At 52.0% G+C, this 19,113-nt stretch carries 13 protein-coding genes; 6 read left to right on the forward strand and 7 right to left on the reverse strand.

What is annotated here, in order from left to right; translation table 11 throughout:
* Positions 1–438 precede the first annotated feature (438 nt).
* The 3 genes from LOS79_RS15010 (at position 439) to LOS79_RS15020 (ending at position 3,993) form a co-directional block, all read left to right on the forward strand.
* Positions 439–1,419, forward strand: a complete 981-nt coding sequence (locus LOS79_RS15010) for an ABC transporter permease (protein WP_315421180.1) — start codon at positions 439–441, stop codon at positions 1,417–1,419.
* A 12-nt stretch (positions 1,420–1,431) separates the two neighbouring features.
* Positions 1,432–2,316, forward strand: a complete 885-nt coding sequence (locus tag LOS79_RS15015) for a carbohydrate ABC transporter permease (RefSeq protein ID WP_315421182.1) — start codon at positions 1,432–1,434, stop codon at positions 2,314–2,316.
* Between the two features lie 144 nt (positions 2,317–2,460).
* The gene (locus LOS79_RS15020; RefSeq protein WP_315421184.1) at positions 2,461–3,993 is read left to right on the forward strand and encodes a DUF3502 domain-containing protein; all 1,533 of its coding nucleotides are present in this window, start codon (positions 2,461–2,463) and stop codon (positions 3,991–3,993) included.
* A 503-nt stretch (positions 3,994–4,496) separates the two neighbouring features.
* Here LOS79_RS15020 and LOS79_RS15025 read toward each other — a convergent pair.
* Positions 4,497–5,156 (reverse strand): uridine kinase family protein, encoded by a 660-nt coding sequence (locus LOS79_RS15025; RefSeq protein ID WP_315421186.1) that lies wholly within the window; start codon positions 5,154–5,156, stop codon positions 4,497–4,499.
* Between the two features lie 269 nt (positions 5,157–5,425).
* On the opposite strand from LOS79_RS15025, the gene LOS79_RS15030 reads away from it, so the two are divergent.
* Positions 5,426–6,244 carry a hypothetical protein gene (locus LOS79_RS15030; RefSeq protein ID WP_315421188.1) on the forward strand — a complete coding sequence of 273 codons (819 nt, stop codon included), beginning with the start codon at positions 5,426–5,428 and terminating at the stop codon, positions 6,242–6,244.
* 130 nt (positions 6,245–6,374) lie between these two features.
* Entirely contained in the window at positions 6,375–7,769 is a 1,395-nt protein-coding gene (locus LOS79_RS15035) for a SpoVR family protein (protein ID WP_315421190.1), read from the forward strand.
* Positions 7,770–8,077: 308 nt separating this feature from the next.
* On the opposite strand, the gene LOS79_RS15040 is transcribed toward LOS79_RS15035, so the two are convergent.
* Positions 8,078–8,953 (reverse strand): AraC family transcriptional regulator, encoded by an 876-nt coding sequence (locus LOS79_RS15040; protein WP_315421193.1) that lies wholly within the window; start codon positions 8,951–8,953, stop codon positions 8,078–8,080.
* 563 nt (positions 8,954–9,516) lie between these two features.
* Positions 9,517–11,412, reverse strand: coding sequence for a PrkA family serine protein kinase (locus LOS79_RS15045; protein WP_315421196.1), 1,896 nt, complete (start codon positions 11,410–11,412; stop codon positions 9,517–9,519).
* 169 nt (positions 11,413–11,581) lie between these two features.
* On the opposite strand from LOS79_RS15045, the gene LOS79_RS15050 reads away from it, so the two are divergent.
* The gene (locus LOS79_RS15050; protein WP_315421198.1) at positions 11,582–12,478 is read left to right on the forward strand and encodes a DUF2161 family putative PD-(D/E)XK-type phosphodiesterase; all 897 of its coding nucleotides are present in this window, start codon (positions 11,582–11,584) and stop codon (positions 12,476–12,478) included.
* Positions 12,479–12,912: 434 nt separating this feature from the next.
* On the opposite strand, the gene LOS79_RS15055 is transcribed toward LOS79_RS15050, so the two are convergent.
* The 4 genes from LOS79_RS15055 to LOS79_RS15070 all read right to left on the reverse strand — a co-directional run bounded on the left by LOS79_RS15055 (position 12,913) and on the right by LOS79_RS15070 (position 19,072).
* Entirely contained in the window at positions 12,913–14,796 is a 1,884-nt protein-coding gene (locus tag LOS79_RS15055) for a beta-glucoside-specific PTS transporter subunit IIABC (protein ID WP_315421200.1), read from the reverse strand.
* A gap of 145 nt (positions 14,797–14,941) precedes the next feature.
* On the reverse strand, positions 14,942–15,796 hold the full coding sequence (licT, locus tag LOS79_RS15060) for a BglG family transcription antiterminator LicT (protein WP_315421203.1): 855 nt from the start codon (positions 15,794–15,796) through the stop codon (positions 14,942–14,944).
* A 356-nt stretch (positions 15,797–16,152) separates the two neighbouring features.
* Positions 16,153–17,610 carry a glycoside hydrolase family 1 protein gene (locus LOS79_RS15065; protein WP_315421206.1) on the reverse strand — a complete coding sequence of 486 codons (1,458 nt, stop codon included), beginning with the start codon at positions 17,608–17,610 and terminating at the stop codon, positions 16,153–16,155.
* 244 nt (positions 17,611–17,854) lie between these two features.
* Complete coding sequence (locus LOS79_RS15070) at positions 17,855–19,072, reverse strand: aminotransferase-like domain-containing protein (protein ID WP_315421209.1); 1,218 nt, start codon at positions 19,070–19,072, stop codon at positions 17,855–17,857.
* Positions 19,073–19,113: the final 41 nt, after the last annotated feature.

A 19,113-nucleotide genomic window follows, 5' to 3' on the forward strand; every position in this document is an offset into this window, starting at 1 on the left:
ATCTCAGTCCGCTTCAGCCAATATTGCACGCTTTTACGGAAATAGTGTCTTCTCAGTCCGCTTCATTCCACAACTGCACTAGCACCGGGATAGAACTGCGGCTTCAATCCGCCCATTCCGGAGATCATCATTAGCCTCCTCATCTCTTTGCTTCTGCTATGGCCCTTGAGGATTTCCCCCTTTCAATATTCCTTATTTGCCCCGCTTTCTGGCGCTACTAAAGGGATCTCCCCTGCTTTTAAGCAGCTTTTAACCCCCAAACGCAGAAATCTGCAGCTTTTCCGCTTTTTTTAAGCCCGTATTTTCCGCTTTTTTTAACTTTTTCCCGTTAATTATGATAGCGTTTACATTTTGCTACGGCGTATGCTTTGCCATGTAAAGCGTTCACCGCAAACGCGGGATGAAATGATAACGCTAGCATAAAGGAGTGGACTGATTATGATGCAAGAGGCAAGACCGGACATACCGGGACAAATGGTCCCGCAGGCACAACCGGCCAGCGCCAGGCGCTTCCGCAAATCCTTAAGAAAGGATAGCTCGCTGTACCTGCTCGCGCTGCCGGGTATCATCATTCTGATCTTATTCGCCTACCTGCCGATGAGCGGACTGATTCTCGTCTTCAAGAATTACAACTTCAATGACGGCATCTTCGGCAGCCCCTGGGCGGGCTTCGCCAACTTCGAGTTTTTCTTCTCCAGTATGGAGGATGCCCTGCGGGCGACACGCAACACAGTCATGCTGAATGCGCTTTATATGCTGACCGGTACGTTTTTCTCCGTGGCCATCGCCATTATATTGAACGAGCTGCGCAGCAAGTGGTTTATCAAAATCACCCAAAGTGTCATGTTCTTCCCCTACTTCATCTCCTGGATCATTATCGGGGCTATCCTGTTCTCGCTGCTCGACTATGACAAGGGCATTCTCAATCAGCTCTTTCAAGCGCTGGGTTTATCGCAGATGGACTGGTACTCCAGCCCGTGGCTGTTCGTTGTCATTCTCGTGCTGGCGAATATCTGGAAAAGCGCAGGCTACGGCGCCATTATCTACTATGCTGTTCTGCAGGGCGTGGATACCTCCTACTATGAAGCCGCGCGGATCGACGGTGCCTCCAGATGGCAGATTATTACCAAAATCACCGTGCCGATGCTGATTCCTTCGATTATCCTGATGACGCTGCTCGGGATCGGAGGCATGCTGAAAGGCGACCTGAGCATGATCATGGGTGTAACCTTCCTCAATCCGCTGCTGCTGCCTACTACCGATATTATCGACGTCTATGTATACCGCACTGCCATCCGTTCCGGTGAATTCGGCTTCGCTTCTGCTATTACGCTCTATCAATCCGTCTTTGGATTCGTCCTGGTTCTGTTAGCCAATAAGCTGGCCGGCTGGTATGACAAAGACAGCAAACTATTCTAGGAGACCGATACGATGCAAACTACTGAAAACAAAGGGCTGGTTATTTTCTTCTATGTCTGTATTGCGGTATTCTCGGTCATCTGCCTCGTGCCGTTCGTGCTCGCGGTATCCGGTTCTTTATCTACAGAATCAAGAATCGCGGCGGAAGGTTACTCCTTTTGGCCCCGGGGATTCACTTTTGAAACCTATCAATTCCTGTTCGGCTCGAAGGCAGAGCAGATTCTGCGGGCCTACTCCATGTCGCTGATTGTAACCGTGCTAGGCACGCTGACAGCCGTACTGGTGACAACCGCTTATGCCTACGTCATTTCTGTAAAAGGCTTCCGGCTGAAAAACTTCTTCGCCTTCTTTGCCTATTTCACGATGCTGTTCAGCGGCGGCACGCTGCCCTGGTACCTGCTGAGCACCAAATATTATCACCTGGGCGATACGCTGCTCGGCCTGTTCATTCCTTATGTGCTGAGCGTATTCCTGATGTTCCTGATGGCCAACTACTTCCGCAGCATCCCGCATGAGATTGTGGAGTCGGCACAAATTGACGGCGCAGGCCATCTGCGGATTTTCTTCAGCATTATGATTCCGCTCGGCCGGGTCGGACTGGTGACCATCTCCCTGTTCTACGCGCTGCAATTCTGGAACGACTTCTATCTGCCGCTCATGCTCGTTACCGATCAGGATCTCTATACCATTCAATACCTGATGTACAACATGATGGCGAATATCCAGTTCCTCGCTTCCGGCAATGCAGCACAGGTGGGTGGAGCGATTATTGCCCCGCCGCTGGAGACCGCCAAGATGGCCATGACCTGCCTGACCGTGCTGCCGATTGCTATTCTATATCCGTTTCTTCAGGGATTCTTTGTTAAAGGCATCATTGTGGGTTCAGTGAAAGGCTGATCCGCTGAACGTACTAACCTATTATTGGTTGCATCAGGCATGTGCTCCCGTGCATCAACATGTTGTACAATAAGCTTACGGGAGCACCGCCTTCGCAATATAAGCCTCACAGAATAGAATAAATCAAATTCAGGAGGGTTCATCATGATTAAGAAAAAAGGCTGGTTAAGTTTGCTCCTGGCAACTGTCTTCCTCGTAAGCGGCTGTTCGCAGGGCAATAATGAAAGCGCTACCCCAAGTGCGGAAAGCGGAGGTGCTGCTGCAACCAATGCTGCAGGCGAAGCCGGCGATGCTGCCGGCAGCTTAGCCCCGGCCAAGCTGAAGATTGTACTCTACGGAGATGAGTCGAACCGGATGAAAGAGCTGGCCAAGACGGAATTCTACGATGTCGTTAAAAAAGAAATCAATGCCGAGGTGGAATTCCAGTTCCTGCCTTGGACCGAATACGGCGGCGGCAAAACCGATCTGATGCTGTCCACCGGCGAGGACTTCGCCACCTATACAGATGCCAACTATATGGTGAAATCTGTTGCCAAAGGACTGTACACCGACCTTACTCCGTTTGTCTCTGCGGCGGCAGACCTGAGTGCATCGGTAGATGAAGCATCCTTCCGCGCCTTCCAGCTCGATGGCAAGCAATATGCGGTCCCGGTCGGTAACAAACCGAACTCTGCTGAATTCTACAGCGTGCTGGTCCGGCAGGATTTACTGGAAGAAGCCGGAATGACGGAGGTAACTTCTCTGAGCGAACTTGAGCAATTCTACGATAAAGTTCATGCGCTTCACCCCGAGCTGATCGGCTATGCCAACACAGATGCCCGGAGAATGCTGCAATATGATTTCACGGACAAGAATCTGTATTGGCAAAATGATTTTATCGCCCTGGACGAGTCCGCACAGGACGATCAGATTATCAGTTGGTTCGAGTCTGAGGAATTCAAAAAGTATGCTGAGCTGATGCACGGCTGGTACGAAAAAGGAATCATTCCGAAATATGCCGCAACGAATGTCCCTCAACTGCAGTCTGACTGGAACTCCGGTAAAGCGATGTTCTGGGCCGGAACCGCAGCGCGTCCGTTCGAAGGCGCAGCTACTATCTCGCAGGCCGTACCTGAAGCCAAGCTGGTGAACTATTTCCTTGGCACCGGACGTCCGAAGATCAGCCGCGGAACCTACAGCACCGCCTTCTTCGTCTCTGCTGCCGCCAAGGATCCGGAACGTTATGTAATGTTCTTCAACCTGCTGCAGAAAAATCAGGAGCTGTATGACTTGTTCGCCTACGGTATTGAAGGAACGGACTACACCCTGGATGCAAACGGCCGCCTGACCAAAATCAGCACCGATTCGCTGATTCCCGACTGGCTGCTGATGAACAAAAACTTCATGCGCTTTGACAACACCGTACCGGATGAGTTCATTGCCGAATACAAGGTCTGGGATGACGGGGCAATAATCTCTAAAGGCGCCGGCTTCAACTTCGATAATACACCGGTTAAGAATGAGGAAACCAAATTGAACGGGGTATTCACGGAATATCTTGCGCCCATCGGCAGCGGCTTCAGTGATTATGACACTGCCTTCCCGAAAGCACTTGACCGCCTGAAGGCCGCCGGCATCGACAAATATATCGCCGAATACCAGAAGCAGTTCTCCGCATGGTATGCGGAGAAGCAATAGTAATCTGCCGCGGCTTTTGCCGGGATGGAGGCCGGGGGCATACACGGCAAGATCGCCTCGGGTATACTCCGCCCGCCGATGGCCTCCATATACCCGAGCCGAATACGAGCACCATCTGGCGGACACTTCGGGTACTACGGACATCAGGGCCCTTATCAACTCATTTTCGGCCTATTTAGCCGATTTGCGGACATGACAGCCCTTATTCGCCACTTTTCACGTGATTCCTTCACCTTGCTGGTGAAATAACGGCGCTGATGTCCGTAAGACCAGGCACTCAGGTGCTTCTTTACAACTTAACGTCCCACCTGTCCGTAGCGTAAGCAAACAATATGAACAATACTGCGTGAGTGGCTACTTTTGACAGAGCTCCGATATCGTAGTGAGTGTGAGGCGGATACGCTAATCATAAAGCAGCGATTCTCCAATAACGGGAGAATCGCTGCTTTTGTAATGGCAGAACTATTGAGAAGATCAGGCCCCTGACTCGCTGGTGAACATATCTACTTTTGCGGCAGCCCCTTTGCTGCGTCTTTTTCCACAATACAGCCATCATTGGTGCTCCTGATTACGAGATCAAAGCCCGCATGCAGCGGATGCATGAACAACTCATACTGGCTTCTGCGCTGCTGATGGGACTTCAGCAGATATTCCAGCTCGGTACCTCTCTCGGCAACATCCCGGATCCCCCTTCTCGCCAGCTCCGTTCCTCCGTCTGTGTACATGTAAATAGTAAGATCATATAAGCCGGGGTCTATAAAAGCGACGCTCATGCCTTCAATAATATTGATGGTATTACGCGGAGACATGAGTTCACTCTGCTGATAATGCGTGCCCATGGTATATAGCTCCAGCCCCGCCCGCAGCATCTGCACATCCCGCTCCAGCGCCGCACGGTGATGAGCCGCCGGATGGCAGGCCGTCATTTTCCCCTGATACTGCTCCCCTTCATGTTCATAACTGATCGTTGTGTACTTCCGCAGATCCGAACCGATAATGTACGGGTCCGTATTCAGGTAATTTACATTCTCGCGCCCCAGCAGCTTAATCAGCTCATGTGCAAATGTTGTCTTCCCGGCTGCCCCATGCCCCGATATTCCGATGATCATCCGCCCGGACCTGCTGCTGATCCGGCCGGCTATGCTTTGTATGATTTGGTTCATGTTGTCCTCCGTATCTCCCGCTCCTGAATGTTAAGCATTAATAGTCTAACATTATTCTGGAGGCTGTGGTCAGTTAACCGGGCATACAACTCAGCATAGTACAACGCTATACAGAATTCCTTAGAGGCCATCCTTTAACTGACCTATACAAACACCGCACATTCCCCTTATTGTTCCATATTATAATTATTTTAAAAGAATAATCATAGAATCCCTTGTATACTATGATTATTCTAATGTAAAGGATGATGTAATTGTTCAAGTTCAAGTTGTTCTCCAGTACGTTCTCTTTCCTTCTTCTTGTCCTGATCCTCACACTTTCAGGTTGTTCCAACTCGGATGCCGAGTTGCAAAAAGTCTCTACTCAACTAGAACAGACAACTTCAGAGCTAAAAACAGCGAATGAAAAAATAACTGCTTTGGAAGGGAGCCTAACCGCTTCGGAAAGCAAAGCAGAGCAGCTTGAGAAAGAGCTCAGTGATTTAAAAAATGGCCCAGTAAGTGCGATAATCGAAATCCGAAAGCAATTTGAAGCCAAAAATTATGATCAAACCTTAACTTTAGCAGCAACTTTGCACGAAAAATTCAGTGGCGTTCCTGAAGATAACGAGGCGCAAAAGTTAGTTCAGGAAATCAATAGCCTAAAAGCAGCTGAAGCAGCAATACAAAAAGCAGCTGAAGAAAAAAAACTCGCCGAAGCTAGTCAATCTGCAAAAAGCAAAGCCCGTAGCATTCTGCGTGTGTCGGAATCGTGGTCGAGTGAACCTAATTCCGCAGGTGGCGTCGATCTGCATATCAAATGGCAGAATAATTCTACAAAGGTAGCTAAGTATGTCTATTTCTCGGTGGAACCTTATAATGCTGTGGAAGATATTGTCGGAAGTGAAATTGGCGGTACAACTACATTTACTGGGAGAGAAACCGGCCCCTTTGAACAAGGTTCAGGCAGCGACGGCAGTAACTATTGGGAGAATGCATGGTACAACAATACGATTACCCACGTCAAACTCACCCAAGTGACTGTTGATTACATGGATGGGAGTACGGTGACGATTCAAGGTGAGGATCTTAATTATATCCAATACTAAATAAGGATACGGCAGCGATTCCGCCTTGCAAATCTATACATAGAGCTCAGCCATCCCGCCATCATACTCCCTCCCCTCCGCCCATATACATAAGAAGAACGGTTCACAAGCTGGAAGGAGAGATGGATACATGCCCGGTGATGAGATAAAAGCGCTGGAACGGGCGATTGCCGAGATTACGGAGATTGCGACCGGCTTTGGCCTGGATTTTTATCCGATGCGTTATGAGATATGCCCTGCGGATATTATCTATACCTTCGGTGCCTACGGGATGCCGACCCGCTTCGGGCATTGGAGCTTCGGAAAGACCTTCAATAAAATGAAATCCCAATACGACTTCGGCCTGAGCAAAATTTATGAGCTCGTCATTAACTCCAATCCCTGCTACGCCTTCCTGCTCGACGGCAATTCCCTGGTGCAGAACAAGCTGATTGTCGCCCACGTGCTGGCGCACTGCGATTTCTTCAAGAACAATATGCGCTTCTCGGTGTCCAACCGGGATATGGTCGAGAGCATGTCCGCTACGGCCGACCGGATCGCCGGTTATTCGGTTACCTATGGGATAGATGTGGTCGAGAGCTTCATTGATTCTGTACTGGCGATCCAGGAGCATATCGATCCCAGCCTGATTCAGCCGCGCAAGCTGGGCAAAACCCATCTGCTCGAAGCCAAAATGAAAGAGCGCAAGAACTCTCCTCCCGGCGCACCCGGTCCCGCGAACGCCTACAGCGAGCTATGGGATCTGGATATAAGCAAAGCAGACCTTCCGCAGCCGGAAGCTGCCGGCAAATGCGCCTTCCCCCCGGAGCCGGAAAAAGATATCGTCTGGTTCATCCAGCAGTATTCCACAGCCCTCGAGGACTGGCAGCGCGATATTATGACCATGCTGCGTGACGAGATGCTCTATTTCTGGCCGCAGATGGAGACGAAGATTATGAACGAAGGCTGGGCCTCCTACTGGCATCAGCGGATTATGCGCGAGCTGGACCTGACCTCCGAAGAGACGGTGGAATACGCGAAGCTTAATTCAGCGGTGGTGCAGCCCTCCCGTCAGAGCCTGAATCCCTACTATCTGGGGCTGAAGATCTTCGAAGATATTGAACGACGCTGGGACCGTGATAAAATGTTCGAGGTCCGCGAGCTCGATTCCGACATCTCCTTCATCCGCAGTTATCTATCGAAGCAGCTAGTGAATGACCTTGACCTCTATGTGTTCGAGAAAAAAGGCCCGGAATGGAAGATTACCGACAAGGCCTGGGAAAATGTCCGTGACCAGCTCGTGCTGGCCCGTGTTAACGGCGGCTCCCCGTATCTCGTCATCCAGGATGCCGATTATGAGCGGAGCGGCGAGCTGCTGATCACCCACCGCTACGAGAGCATCGAGCTGGATCTCAAGTACCTGGAGCGTACGCTCCCGCATATCTATGCGCTCTGGGGCCGCACCGTGCATCTGCAGACAGTGGTGGAAGAGAAAAAAGCCCTTTTTACCTATGACGGCAAAAAGGTGCAGCGGAAGTTTCTTTAAGAGGATGCTGGAACAGAAGTGATTGCATTTTGTGCAGTAGAATCCTGTAAAAAGGACCGATAAACAGAGTCTATTGCAATTTGTACACTAGAATTATGCTTATAGGCTGATTATCACCCTTTCCGCGTAAATCAATTGCACGAAATACAACAGATGGCGATTTAGCCACCAAAAAAGAGGTTTCAATTGCACAAAGTACAATTGAAACCTCTTTTTCATGCACAAGCCGAGCGAGAGCCTGGCAGCCCCGCAGCTGCTCTCCTTCCCGGCGCCTATTCCGCCGCAACCCGCGCCCCACGGCTCAACTCTTACTGTCCCCACCGCTCCCGCACCGGCACATAAATCTCCATCACCGTATCCACCCGCGCATGACAGCGCTCGTCATAGAATTCGAAATTCAGCCCGGCTTCATCATGCTCATATCCGCTTTCCGGAAACCAGTCCTCAAAGATATACCTCCATGTGCTCTTCACCACCCTGGCAAACACATCGGGATCGGACTCATCCGTAGCATCCACCGGCGGAGTAGTGAAGACTGCGTACTGCGCAGCAGGTACTACAGCCGTAAGCATGTCTGAGCTAACCAGGCTGAAATCCTCCACAATAACGCCCAGCAGATAAACGGCATTGCCGCCGCCCTCTGCCGGCACACACAGCCCTACTTCCCCGTGCCTCGGCGGATTCAGCAGAGCATACATTTTATCCTCCAGATTATCCCCATCGTAATAGTGCCAGAACGAAGCGACATCCTGTGTGTAATTCCCGCCGTCCACATCCGTTTCTATGCCATAGCCTGCTACCTTAAACTCCGGTTTGTTTATAATTACAGGCTCCATCATATAATCCCGTACTTCGTACCTGGCCCTGTCCCGGAGATACCCGTTCATCCGTGCCGCATACTGCGAGGGGCTGTAGCCGAAGGCTCGACGGAAGGCTTTGGCGAAGCCGCCCGGTGTCTCGAAGCCATATTCCAGCGCAATATCTGTAATCCGCCGGCCGCTGAACAGCTCCACTGCTGCCAGAGACAGCCTCCGGCTGCGTACATATTCCATCACAGGCATCTCCTTGCACAGACTGAACATCCGGCAAAAATGGTACAGCGAATACCCCGCCTGGGCCGCAATCCCCTCCGCCGTCAGCTCCTCCTTCAGGTGCTCCTCAATATAATCAATACTCCGCTCCATTTCCCTGCTGTAATTCAGGTGCGTCACCTGCCTTTCTTCAGTGCATAGGTAATTCCATTATAGCAGCGTGGCGCTGGCCGGACTGTTCCAGGTTTGCTGGGTTTTCCCGGGGGACCGTAGCTGGAAGTACGGATGGAAAGTTTGGCTGGAAATTAGGCGCAAAGGGCCTGCATTCGTGAGCGGGCGGTGGAATGTTGTACTTGGTGCAGAAATTTATTGTATGAATCCAGCTCATCTCCATAATGTTGTACGAAATGCAGCAATCCCGCGTATAACACCAGCCTCAAGACTAATTTGTTGTAAAAAATACAGCAATAGCTGATTTGAGCGATTTTTGGCGCTGGATTGTTGTAATAAGTGCAATTTCCGACAGAAGGAGGAGTGGTAATTGGGGCGGCGTTCGTGAAATACAGGCTGCACACGTGGCGCGGCTATAAGGACAGAGAAGTATGAGATGGGGCACGGCTGCAGCCGCAGCAAAAAAAGCCGCCAAACCGCAGCGGCTCCCCTTTTTTACCAAACTGGCATTGTTACTTTACCCCGGCCTGCAGACAGCCATACACTTAGCGGTTCAGCAGGCTGCCCACATATTTCAGCAGCTCGTTGGCGCAGATCGGGCAGTAGTTATGCTCGTCGATCAGGCGGCGGCTGACCTCGTTGATGCGTTTGAGCTGGCTTTCATCCGGCGTTTTGGAGGAGGTGGTGATTTTGACAATATCCTTCAGGTCGGCGAACAGCTTCTTCTCGATGGCTTCGCGCAGCCGGTCGTGGTTGTTGTACTCGAACTTCTTGCCCTTGCGGGAGTAGGCGGAAATGCGGATCAGGATCTCCTCGCGGAACGCCTTCTTGGCATTCTCGGAAATGCCGATCTGCTCTTCAATCGAGCGCATCAGCCGCTCATCCGGCTCCATCTCCTCATCGGTGAGCGGGTCACGGATTTTGGACCAGTTGCAGAAGGCTTCGATGTTGTCGAGGTAGTTCTCGAACAATGTTTTGGCGGATTCTTCAAAAGAGTACACAAATGCCTTCTGCACTTCGCTTTTGGCGAGAATATCATATTCCTTGCGGGCAATGGAAATGAAGTTCAGGTACCGCTCCCGCTCCTCCTTCGTAATCGAAGGATGCTGATCGAGGCCGTCCTTGATTGCCCGCAGCACATCCAGAGCGTTCATGCATTGCAGGTCGCCCTTAATCAAAGCACTCGAGATGCGGTTGATGACATAACGCGGGTCGATGCCGGACATGCCCTCATCCAGGTATTCGGTCTGCATTTCCTTGAGATCGGCTTCCTTGTAGCCCTCGACCTCTTCACCGTCGTACATGCGCAGCTTCTTGATCAGGTCCATGCCCTGCTTTTTGCTCTCCTTGAGCCGGGTCAGAATGGAGAAGATCGCTGCCGCCCGCAGCGCATGCGGGGCAATATGCACATGCTTCATGTCGCTTTGGCCGATCAGCTTGGCGTAGATTTTCTCCTCTTCCGATACTCTCAGATTATAGGGAACCGGCATGACGATCATGCGGGACTGGAGCGCTTCATTCTTTTTATTGGCGATAAAAGATTTATATTCCGTTTCATTCGTATGCGCCACTATGAGTTCATCAGCCGAAATTAACGCAAACCGCCCGGCCTTGAAATTGCCTTCCTGGGTCAGGGACAGCAGGTTCCACAGGAACTTCTCATCGCATTTGAGCATTTCCTGGAATTCCATCAGGCCGCGGTTGGCCTTGTTCAGCTCCCCGTCAAAGCGGTAGGCGCGCGGATCGGATTCCGAGCCGTATTCCGTAATGGTTGAGAAGTCGATGCTGCCCGTCAGGTCGGCGATATCCTGGGACTTCGGATCGGACGGGCTGAAGGTCCCGATCCCTACCCGTTCTCCCTCCGACAAAAGCACCCGGACTACCGCAACCGCCTCAATGTCACCCTTGTAGTCATTTTTCAGCCGCATCTGGCAGGACGGGCAGAGATTGCCTTCAATCCGCACCCCGAGCTCGCGTTCAATCTCCGGGCGCAGCTCCAGCGGAATCAAATGCAGCGGGTCCTCATGCATCGGGCAGCCCTCAATGGCGTATACCGCCCCCGCATCGGTGCGTGAGTATTGCTCCAGGCCGCGTTTTAGCAGTGTAACCAGCGTTGACTTGCCTCCACTGACAGGTCCCATCAGCAGCAGTATCCGTTTGCGCACATCCAGCCGCCGGGCTGCGGAATGGAAATATTCCTCCACCAGCTTCTCCACCGCACGGTCCAGTCCAAAGATCTCCTGTTCAAAAAACTTATACCTTTTCCGCCCGTTGATTTCCTCGACGCCGTGTGATTTGATCATGTCGTATACGCGGGAATGAGCCGTTTTTGCGGGAGAGGGGTCTTGTTTCAGCAGTTCTATATAGTCCTTGAAAGTGCCGCTCCACGCCAAACGGTCGTTCTCAGCCCGATGTGTTGCTATACGCTCAAAAATATCCATGGCTCGCTGCCTCCTCTTGCGCTCCTACTTGCTCCACCAAGCTTAGAAAGTGTATTACATACCTATGCGGCGAGCCCGGAATAGTTGACCTCTTTTTTGCTGTGCTATAATAGAGAATCATGATTTCTGTTAATTTATTACGCTGTTATCAGGACGCAGGAGTGAGACAATGGCTATCAAGCAGGAGACGGAGCTGTATGCTCCTTTGAAGAGTTTTTTTGAGCGGCAAGGGTATGACATCAAGGGTGAGGTGCGGACCTGCGATCTCGTGGGCATCCGGGAGGACGAGTCCCAGCCGCTGATCGTGGAGATGAAAAAATCGTTCAACCTCGCCCTGCTGCTGCAGGGTGTTGAACGGCTGCGCCTCAGCCCGAACGTCTACCTTGCGGTAGAGCGTGTACGGGACAAGAAAGGCGCGGTGAACCAGCGCTGGGGCGAGCTCAGCGGGCTGTGCCGCCGGCTCGGCCTCGGGCTGATCACCGTCGTCTTCTACAAGACGAAGGCCCCGCTCGTCGAGGTGCTCGCGGAGCCGGGCGACGCGCCGCCGCAGGCCCGCAGCGCGGTGCGCCGCCGCGAGCGCCTGCTCTACGAGTTCCGCGAGCGGAGCGGCGACTACAACACCGGCGGCAGCACGCGCGTCAAGCTCGTGACGGCCTACCGCGAGAAGGCGCTGCGCGTGGCACTCGCGCTGCAGGCCCTGGAGGCCGAAGCCGCTGCGGCGGCCGGCCTCGCGGGGGCGAAGCGCGCCGGGCTGCGCGGCGCGCCCGGGCCGGGTGACGCCGCAGACCCGGCGGCACTTGAAGCGGCACCGTCAGCAGCGGACGCGCTGACGGATGCCGCTGGCGGCGGGGCCGGCGAAGCGCGCCCCGCGGGCACAGCGCGCGGCGTGACCCCCGCCGCGCTGCGGAAACGCAGCGGCGTGCCGGGTGCCGCCGCGATCCTGCAGAAGAACTACTATGCGTGGTTCTTCCGGGTAGGCCGCGGCCGCTACAGTCTCACGGCCGCCGGAACCGCAGCGCTGATCGAATATGCTGCGATCGCTGAGATCAGCGCCGGCAAGCAGTAGCTGGGCTGCCTGCTGCAGGCAGCCCAGCGTTCGCCCAAGTCCCGCCTTCCAAGAAAAACAAATGGAAAAACAACACTTAAATTCGCGATTCTAACTGTCCAGCAGGATTTAAGTGGATAAATGACATCTAATTCCAGAGTTTTTCAGCAATATGCCAAATACTTCTCCAATAGATGTACTTTTTCCAACTAAAACTCCTCAGTCATTTGTTTCAGCATAATTAAATGCTCTTTTTCCATCTAAATCATAAGCATGGCACCAAACGGCCGGCATTCATCCAGAAACCTGCTCTCTCGCCCGCTCTTACACTTGTACCCGCTCAACCCGCAAAAGGAGCCGGCCCGCGCAAACACTCTGCGCGGGGCCAGCTCCTTTTTGACACCCGGGTTCAAGTTCAACCCGTAATCGTATTAAATCATATGCCGCCTGTAGCCTTAAGCAAGCACCGTGTACAGCAGTTCCTTCTCCTTAATGGAAGAACGGCCGGCGGACTGGATCGAATCATATTCGCCAATGTTTGTAATAATGACCGGCGTGATTGTGCTGTAGCCTGCCTTCTCGATCTCGGCGAGATCGAACTCCATCAGCAGATCACCTACGGACACCTTGGTTCCGGCAGTCACTTTCGGCGAGAAATGCAGTCCCTTAAGCTTCACTGTGTCAATACCGATGTGGATCAGCATTTCGGCACCATTATCACTTACAAGGCCAATCGCATGACCGCTCTTCGACAACGAGAAGACCGTTCCGTTAACCGGGGAGACTACGCGGCCTTCAGATGGCTGAATGGCAAAGCCTTTACCCATGATTTCTTCGGAGAATGCCGGATCATTCACTTCGCTCAGCGGTTTCACTTCACCTGTAATCGGGCTGAAGACCTGTTCATTCACCATTACCTGTTTTACTTCTTCTACAACAGCCACAGGCGTACTTGCTGCGGATGCTGCTGCAGGTGCTGCTGTAGCTTCCGCTTCATCTTCAAATCCGAGCACATAAGTAACAATTGCCGCTACTGCGGTACCTACGGCAAAACCGATAACCGAATATACAAAAGTCTCACCCAGCACCATTGGAATCCCGGATAGTCCGGCAAGTCCGCCAATGACATATGCTTTAACTTTGAACAAGCTGAGAACCGCACCACCCGCAGCACCACCGATGAGGGCAGCAATAAACGGTTTTTTCAGACGCATATTCACACCATACATTGCCGGCTCTGTAATCCCCATGAAAGCCGTGATACTTGTAGACATGGACAGAGATTTAAGCTTGCTGTTCTTAGTCCGGAGCGATACGCCAAGCGCACTGCCGGCCTGGGCAAAGTTCGCCACCATCATTACAGGAATCATATAGTCATAACCAAGCTGGGCAATCGAAGCAATCATAATTGGAATCAATGCATAGTGCATACCGGTGATAATCAGGAGTGACATGGTTCCGCCCAGCAGCAATCCTGCGAACAGACCCGTATTCTCGAACAGCCAGCTGATCCCGCCAGTGAGGCCGTCACCGATAATTACGCCGAGCGGACCCACTGCAATCAGCGTAAGCGGCACAATAACTAACAGGGTTACCGTTGGAACAATAATGAGCTTCAGGGAAGCATGAGTGATTTTATCTACAGCCTTCTCTACATAAGAAGCCAGCCAGACGGCAATAACAATCGGGATAACGGAAGAGGAATAGGTTGCCGCAACCACCGGCAGTGAAGCAAAGGTCACCGGTTCCCCTGATCCGAGCAGCGTTGTAATGGTTGGATGCAGAATCGCCGCCCCTATCGCAGCCGCGATATACATATTGCTTCCCAGCTTGCGGGCAGCACTGACCGCCAGAACAATCGGCAGGAAGTAGAACGCCCCGTCCCCGATGGCCGAAAGAATAATGTAAGTGGAATTGTCCGTTCCCATCCAGCCTGCCGCTACCAGCAGGGCCACAATCCCCTTGATCATCCCCGCACCGGTAATGGCCGGCAGAATCGGGGTAAAGATCCCTGAGATGAAGTCGAACAGCTTGCTCAGCGCGTTTTGCTTTTTCTTCTCTACCTTATCACCAGAAGCTTTCTTGTCCGGTGAGCTGGACATATTGCCTACCAGTTCATTGTAGACCACCGGCACATCGTTACCGATGATCACCTGGAATTGTCCCCCGTTAATCATGACGCCCATAACGCCGTCTGTCTTCTGCAGTGCCGCTTTATCCGCACGGTTATTGTCATTCAGGTTGAAGCGCAGCCGGGTCATACAGTGGGTTACCTGATCAATATTCTCTTCTCCCCCGACAAGTCTCAGTATTTCTTTGGACAGCTCATTTTTATTCATGTGGCCTGACTCCTTTAGTTTGTTTTGTGCTTATTGTGTGTTTTTTCGCAAAATAAAAACCTAAACACCGGGACATGATGCTTCTAGCGCTCATCCATGTCCGGGTTTAGGTTTTGCCTCCTTGGAGTAGCAATCCTGCTTCCCGTTATTCAGTTCCATCATTCTCACCGCGGTTAATCCGTTCAATGTGAATGGTCAGATACAAAATTTCTTCCTTGGACAAGACCCGCTTGTAAATCTTGCGTGTATAGTCCGAAATCTTCATCGCACAGGCATGCGCCGCCGGGTATTGCTGCATCACCAGATCATGGAGTGCATGATCCTTATCCCGGTCCTCAGCAGCTTTGCCCTGAACGACCCGCTGTGCGAAAAACTTCAGATGGGTCAGAAAGCGGTAATACCCGAGCGATTCCTCATCAAGCTCAATCAGGAAGCTCCGCCGGACAATGTTCAGAATATCCTTCACAATGTTCGTGATGCTTACCGTCTCACGCATTTCCCCATTCATCTGTGCATTGACCAGATGCATGGCAATGAAAGCGCACTCGTCCTCCGGCAGCAGTACACCAAGCCGTTCCTCGATAATCTGCAGCGCCTTAAGGCCGATGGAGAACTCCTTACGGTACATCCGCTTAATTTCCCACAAAAGCGCATTCTTGATTTGAAGCCCCTGACGGTGGCGGTCAATGGCGAAATGGATGTGGTCCGTCAGTGAGATATAGATGCTGTCATGCAGCTTCTCTCCCAGCACCGTCTCGGCATAACGGATCACTTCATCGGTACATTCCACATATTCCAGCGGAATTTCAGAGAGCAGCGACATTAGCTTTTGCGATACTTCTCTATTGTCCAGCGAGAAAACTTTCTCAATCTTGTCCTCATCAATAGGATCACCGGTCTGCTTCTTGAAGGCAATGCCCCTGCCCATAACGACAAGTTCCTTCCCGCTCGCATCAATCACGGTTACAACATTATTGTTGAGCACCTTTTCAATTTTCATTCCATCACCTTACACCGTCGGAGTAGTAAAATCACCCCACAGAAGCGGGGATTTAACATGGATGTAACTCAGGTACTTTGCGGAGACCCTCGAATATACGTCCTAAAGGTTAAAAAAGGCAAAACCAAAACGGACTTTGAATATACCCGTTTCTGGTTTTGCCTGAATGAACAGTAACAATCCAGTAATTTTACCTGTAGCAGCATCTTAGCATATCACCGGAAAAATGACAACATTTTTATGAAAACGTTTAATATGCAGCTGCGGGTACAACTTTAGCTTACCCCGTTACTGAGCATATCTTCCCCGGTCAGCTAATTTTTTCTATTCAAGTACCGGAATTTCCTGGATACGGATTACAGAACTTCGCCGTTTGAGCTAATGACTCCTTTGTACCATTCGAAGGAATCCTTTTTACTGCGGTTCAGCGTACCTCTGCCTTCATCATCGAGGTCGACATAAATGAAGCCGTAACGCTTAGACATTTCCGAAGTGGACATGCTGACCAGATCGATCGGTCCCCAGGCCGTATAGCCCATCAGCTCAACGCCGTCTTTAACCGCTTCCTTCATCTCCTTGATGTGTTCGCGCAGGTAGTCGATCCGGTAATGGTCATGAACAGACCCGTCTTCTTCCACCTTGTCAAAAGCGCCAAGTCCGTTTTCTACAATAAACAGCGGCTTCTGATAACGGTCATACAAATTGTTCAAGGTAATGCGCAGACCCACCGGATCAATCTGCCAGCCCCAGTCGGAGGCCTTCAGATACGGATTCTTGATACCGCCAAGCAGATTCCCTTCTGTTGCTTCGCCCTCCGGACCTGCCGATACCGTAAGCGTCATGTAGTAGCTGAACGAGATGAAGTCCACTGTATGGGCTGCCAGAAGCTCCTTATCGCCGGGCTCGAAGACAAGCTCAATATTATTCTCAGCAAAATACCGGTCCATATACCGCGGATATTCGCCGCGTGCATGTACATCGGTGAAGAACAGATTCATCTGGTCTTCCTGCTGCCGCTTACGTACGTCTGCCGGATTACAGGTATGCGCGTAGCTCTCCATTCTTGCCAGCATACAGCCGATCTGCGCACCGGGAATGATCTCATGGCCCAGCTTGGTGGCCAGGGAGCTTGCCACAAACTGATGGTGCAGCCCTTGGAATACCGTCTGCAGCTTGTTGTCCACACGGTCTGTAAGAATACCGCCGCCAGTGTACGGACTGAACAGCATCACATTAATTTCATTGAACGTCAGCCAATATTTCACTTTGCTTCTGTAGCGGGTGAATACAGTCTCTGCATACCTCACATAGAACTGGACCACTTCACGGCTGGCCCAGCCGTTATATTTCTGAGTAAGTCCAAGCGGTGTTTCATAATGCGACAGAGTGACAAGCGGCTCAATGCCGTATTTCAGCAATTCATCAAAAACATCATCATAGAACTGCAGCCCCTGCTCATTCGGCAGCGCATCATCACCATTCGGGAAGATCCGCGCCCAGTTAATCGACATCCGGAATACCTTGAAGCCCATCTCAGCGAACAAGGCGATGTCTTCCTTATAACGGTGATAGAAATCCACGCCTTCCCGTTTCGGGAACCAGTCGTCCGTCTCTCCGGCCAGAATCTGGGCGATCCGCTCCGTAGAGATCTCCATGGAATGGTCTCCCTTGCGCTTCTCTTTAGGCACGAAGGCGATCATATCCGCAGTGGACAACCCTTTACCGCCTTTATCAAAAGCCCCTTCCAGCTGATTGGCAGCGGTTGCGCCGCCCCACAGGAAGTTATCAGGAAATCCGTTTCGTACAGTTGCCATTGTCGTTACCCCTTTTCCTAATGTTTTGTTCAGTATGGCCAGAAAAAACAGAAAAACCTAAACCTCTGGCAAAGTCATTGATCCGGTTAGAGGATCAAATCAGTCACCATCAGTTTAGGTTTTGCCTGGCCCGGCCAGTAACAATCCAGTAAACGATGTGTTTATGGAAGATTCAATTGACTTCAGCCTACCACAGCCTGCAGCAAAATTCAAATCTAAAATTGCCTGTATATCCCGCTGATCTTCAGCTCCGTGCCGTAAACTCCGTCACCGCTTCACTCAGCAGATTCATGCCAAGCAGCAGCTCATCCCGGCCGGGGTGGCTGAAGTTGAGGCGGATGCGGCCCGTGCCTCCGCTCACACTGCAGGCCGGGCCTGGCAGGAAGGCCACGCCTTTAGGGAGTGCGGCACGCAGCAGGGCCATGGCATCCAGGCCTTCGGGCAGCGAGACCCAGAGAAACATGCCGCCGGCCGGCATATCATAGACACTGCTCTTCCAGGCGGGGCGCTTCAGCAGCTCAGCCATCAGCTTCAGCCGCGTGTTATACTCGCGGTTCAGCATTGCAATATGCTCACGCAGATCAAAAGCTGAGCTGCTCAGCAGATGATGCAGCAGCCGCTGGTTCAGCGAGCTGGACTGCCAGTCAGCCATCTGCTTGGCGGCAGCCATCATACCGATCAGCTCCCGGCTCCCTGCAGCCCAGCCCGTCCGAAGCGCCGGCACAACCGTTTTGCTGAAGGAGCCGACATACAGCACATGCCCTCCTTCGCTGACATTCTCCAGCGCATAGAGCGAAGGATATTTCAGGGCGGGATTCCCGGCATCCCGCCGGAAATGGAGATCTCCGTAGGAATCATCTTCTACAATAAGTACATTATGTGAAATACACAGCTCCAGAATCTCCTTACGCCGTTCCAGGCTCCATAATACGCCGCTCGGATTGGTGAAGCTTGGGGTGGCGAAGAGCATTTTCGGCCGGTGCTGGCGGATTCCGCTGCGCAGATGCTCCGGCAGCAGACCATCCTGATCCCCTTGGACCGGAATTATTACTGCCCCTTGCATCCGCAGCGCCTGCAGAATTCCGGGAGAGGTAGGATTCTCTACCAGCACACGGTCACCGGGATCAATGTACACTCTGGCAAACAGATCAATTGCCTGTTGGCTTCCCGTTGTCAGAAGTACCCCGCCTTCTGCTACCGCTACCCCTTTGCCCCCGAGCCAATCCCCGGTCAGCCATTCACGCAGCGGACCATAGCCCTCAGGTTCCCCATATTGCAGCGCACCTGCATCTGCAGAGATAACAGTAGATGCCGCTTCAGCAAGTAAAGGGAGCGGAAACAGTTCCTCCGCAGGAAGCTCTTCCGCCAGCGAGATCAGCGTGCCCCGGCGTGTCTCCTTGCGGATACTCAACATCGGTGAAGATAATAACGTATGTGCGCGCGAAGAAAACTCATACTTCATACGCTTCCCCCTTTACCCTAGTCCAATCGTATAATTACTTA

Source organism: Paenibacillus sp. MMS20-IR301 (genome assembly GCF_032302195.1).
Lineage (GTDB): Bacteria > Bacillota > Bacilli > Paenibacillales > Paenibacillaceae > Paenibacillus_AQ.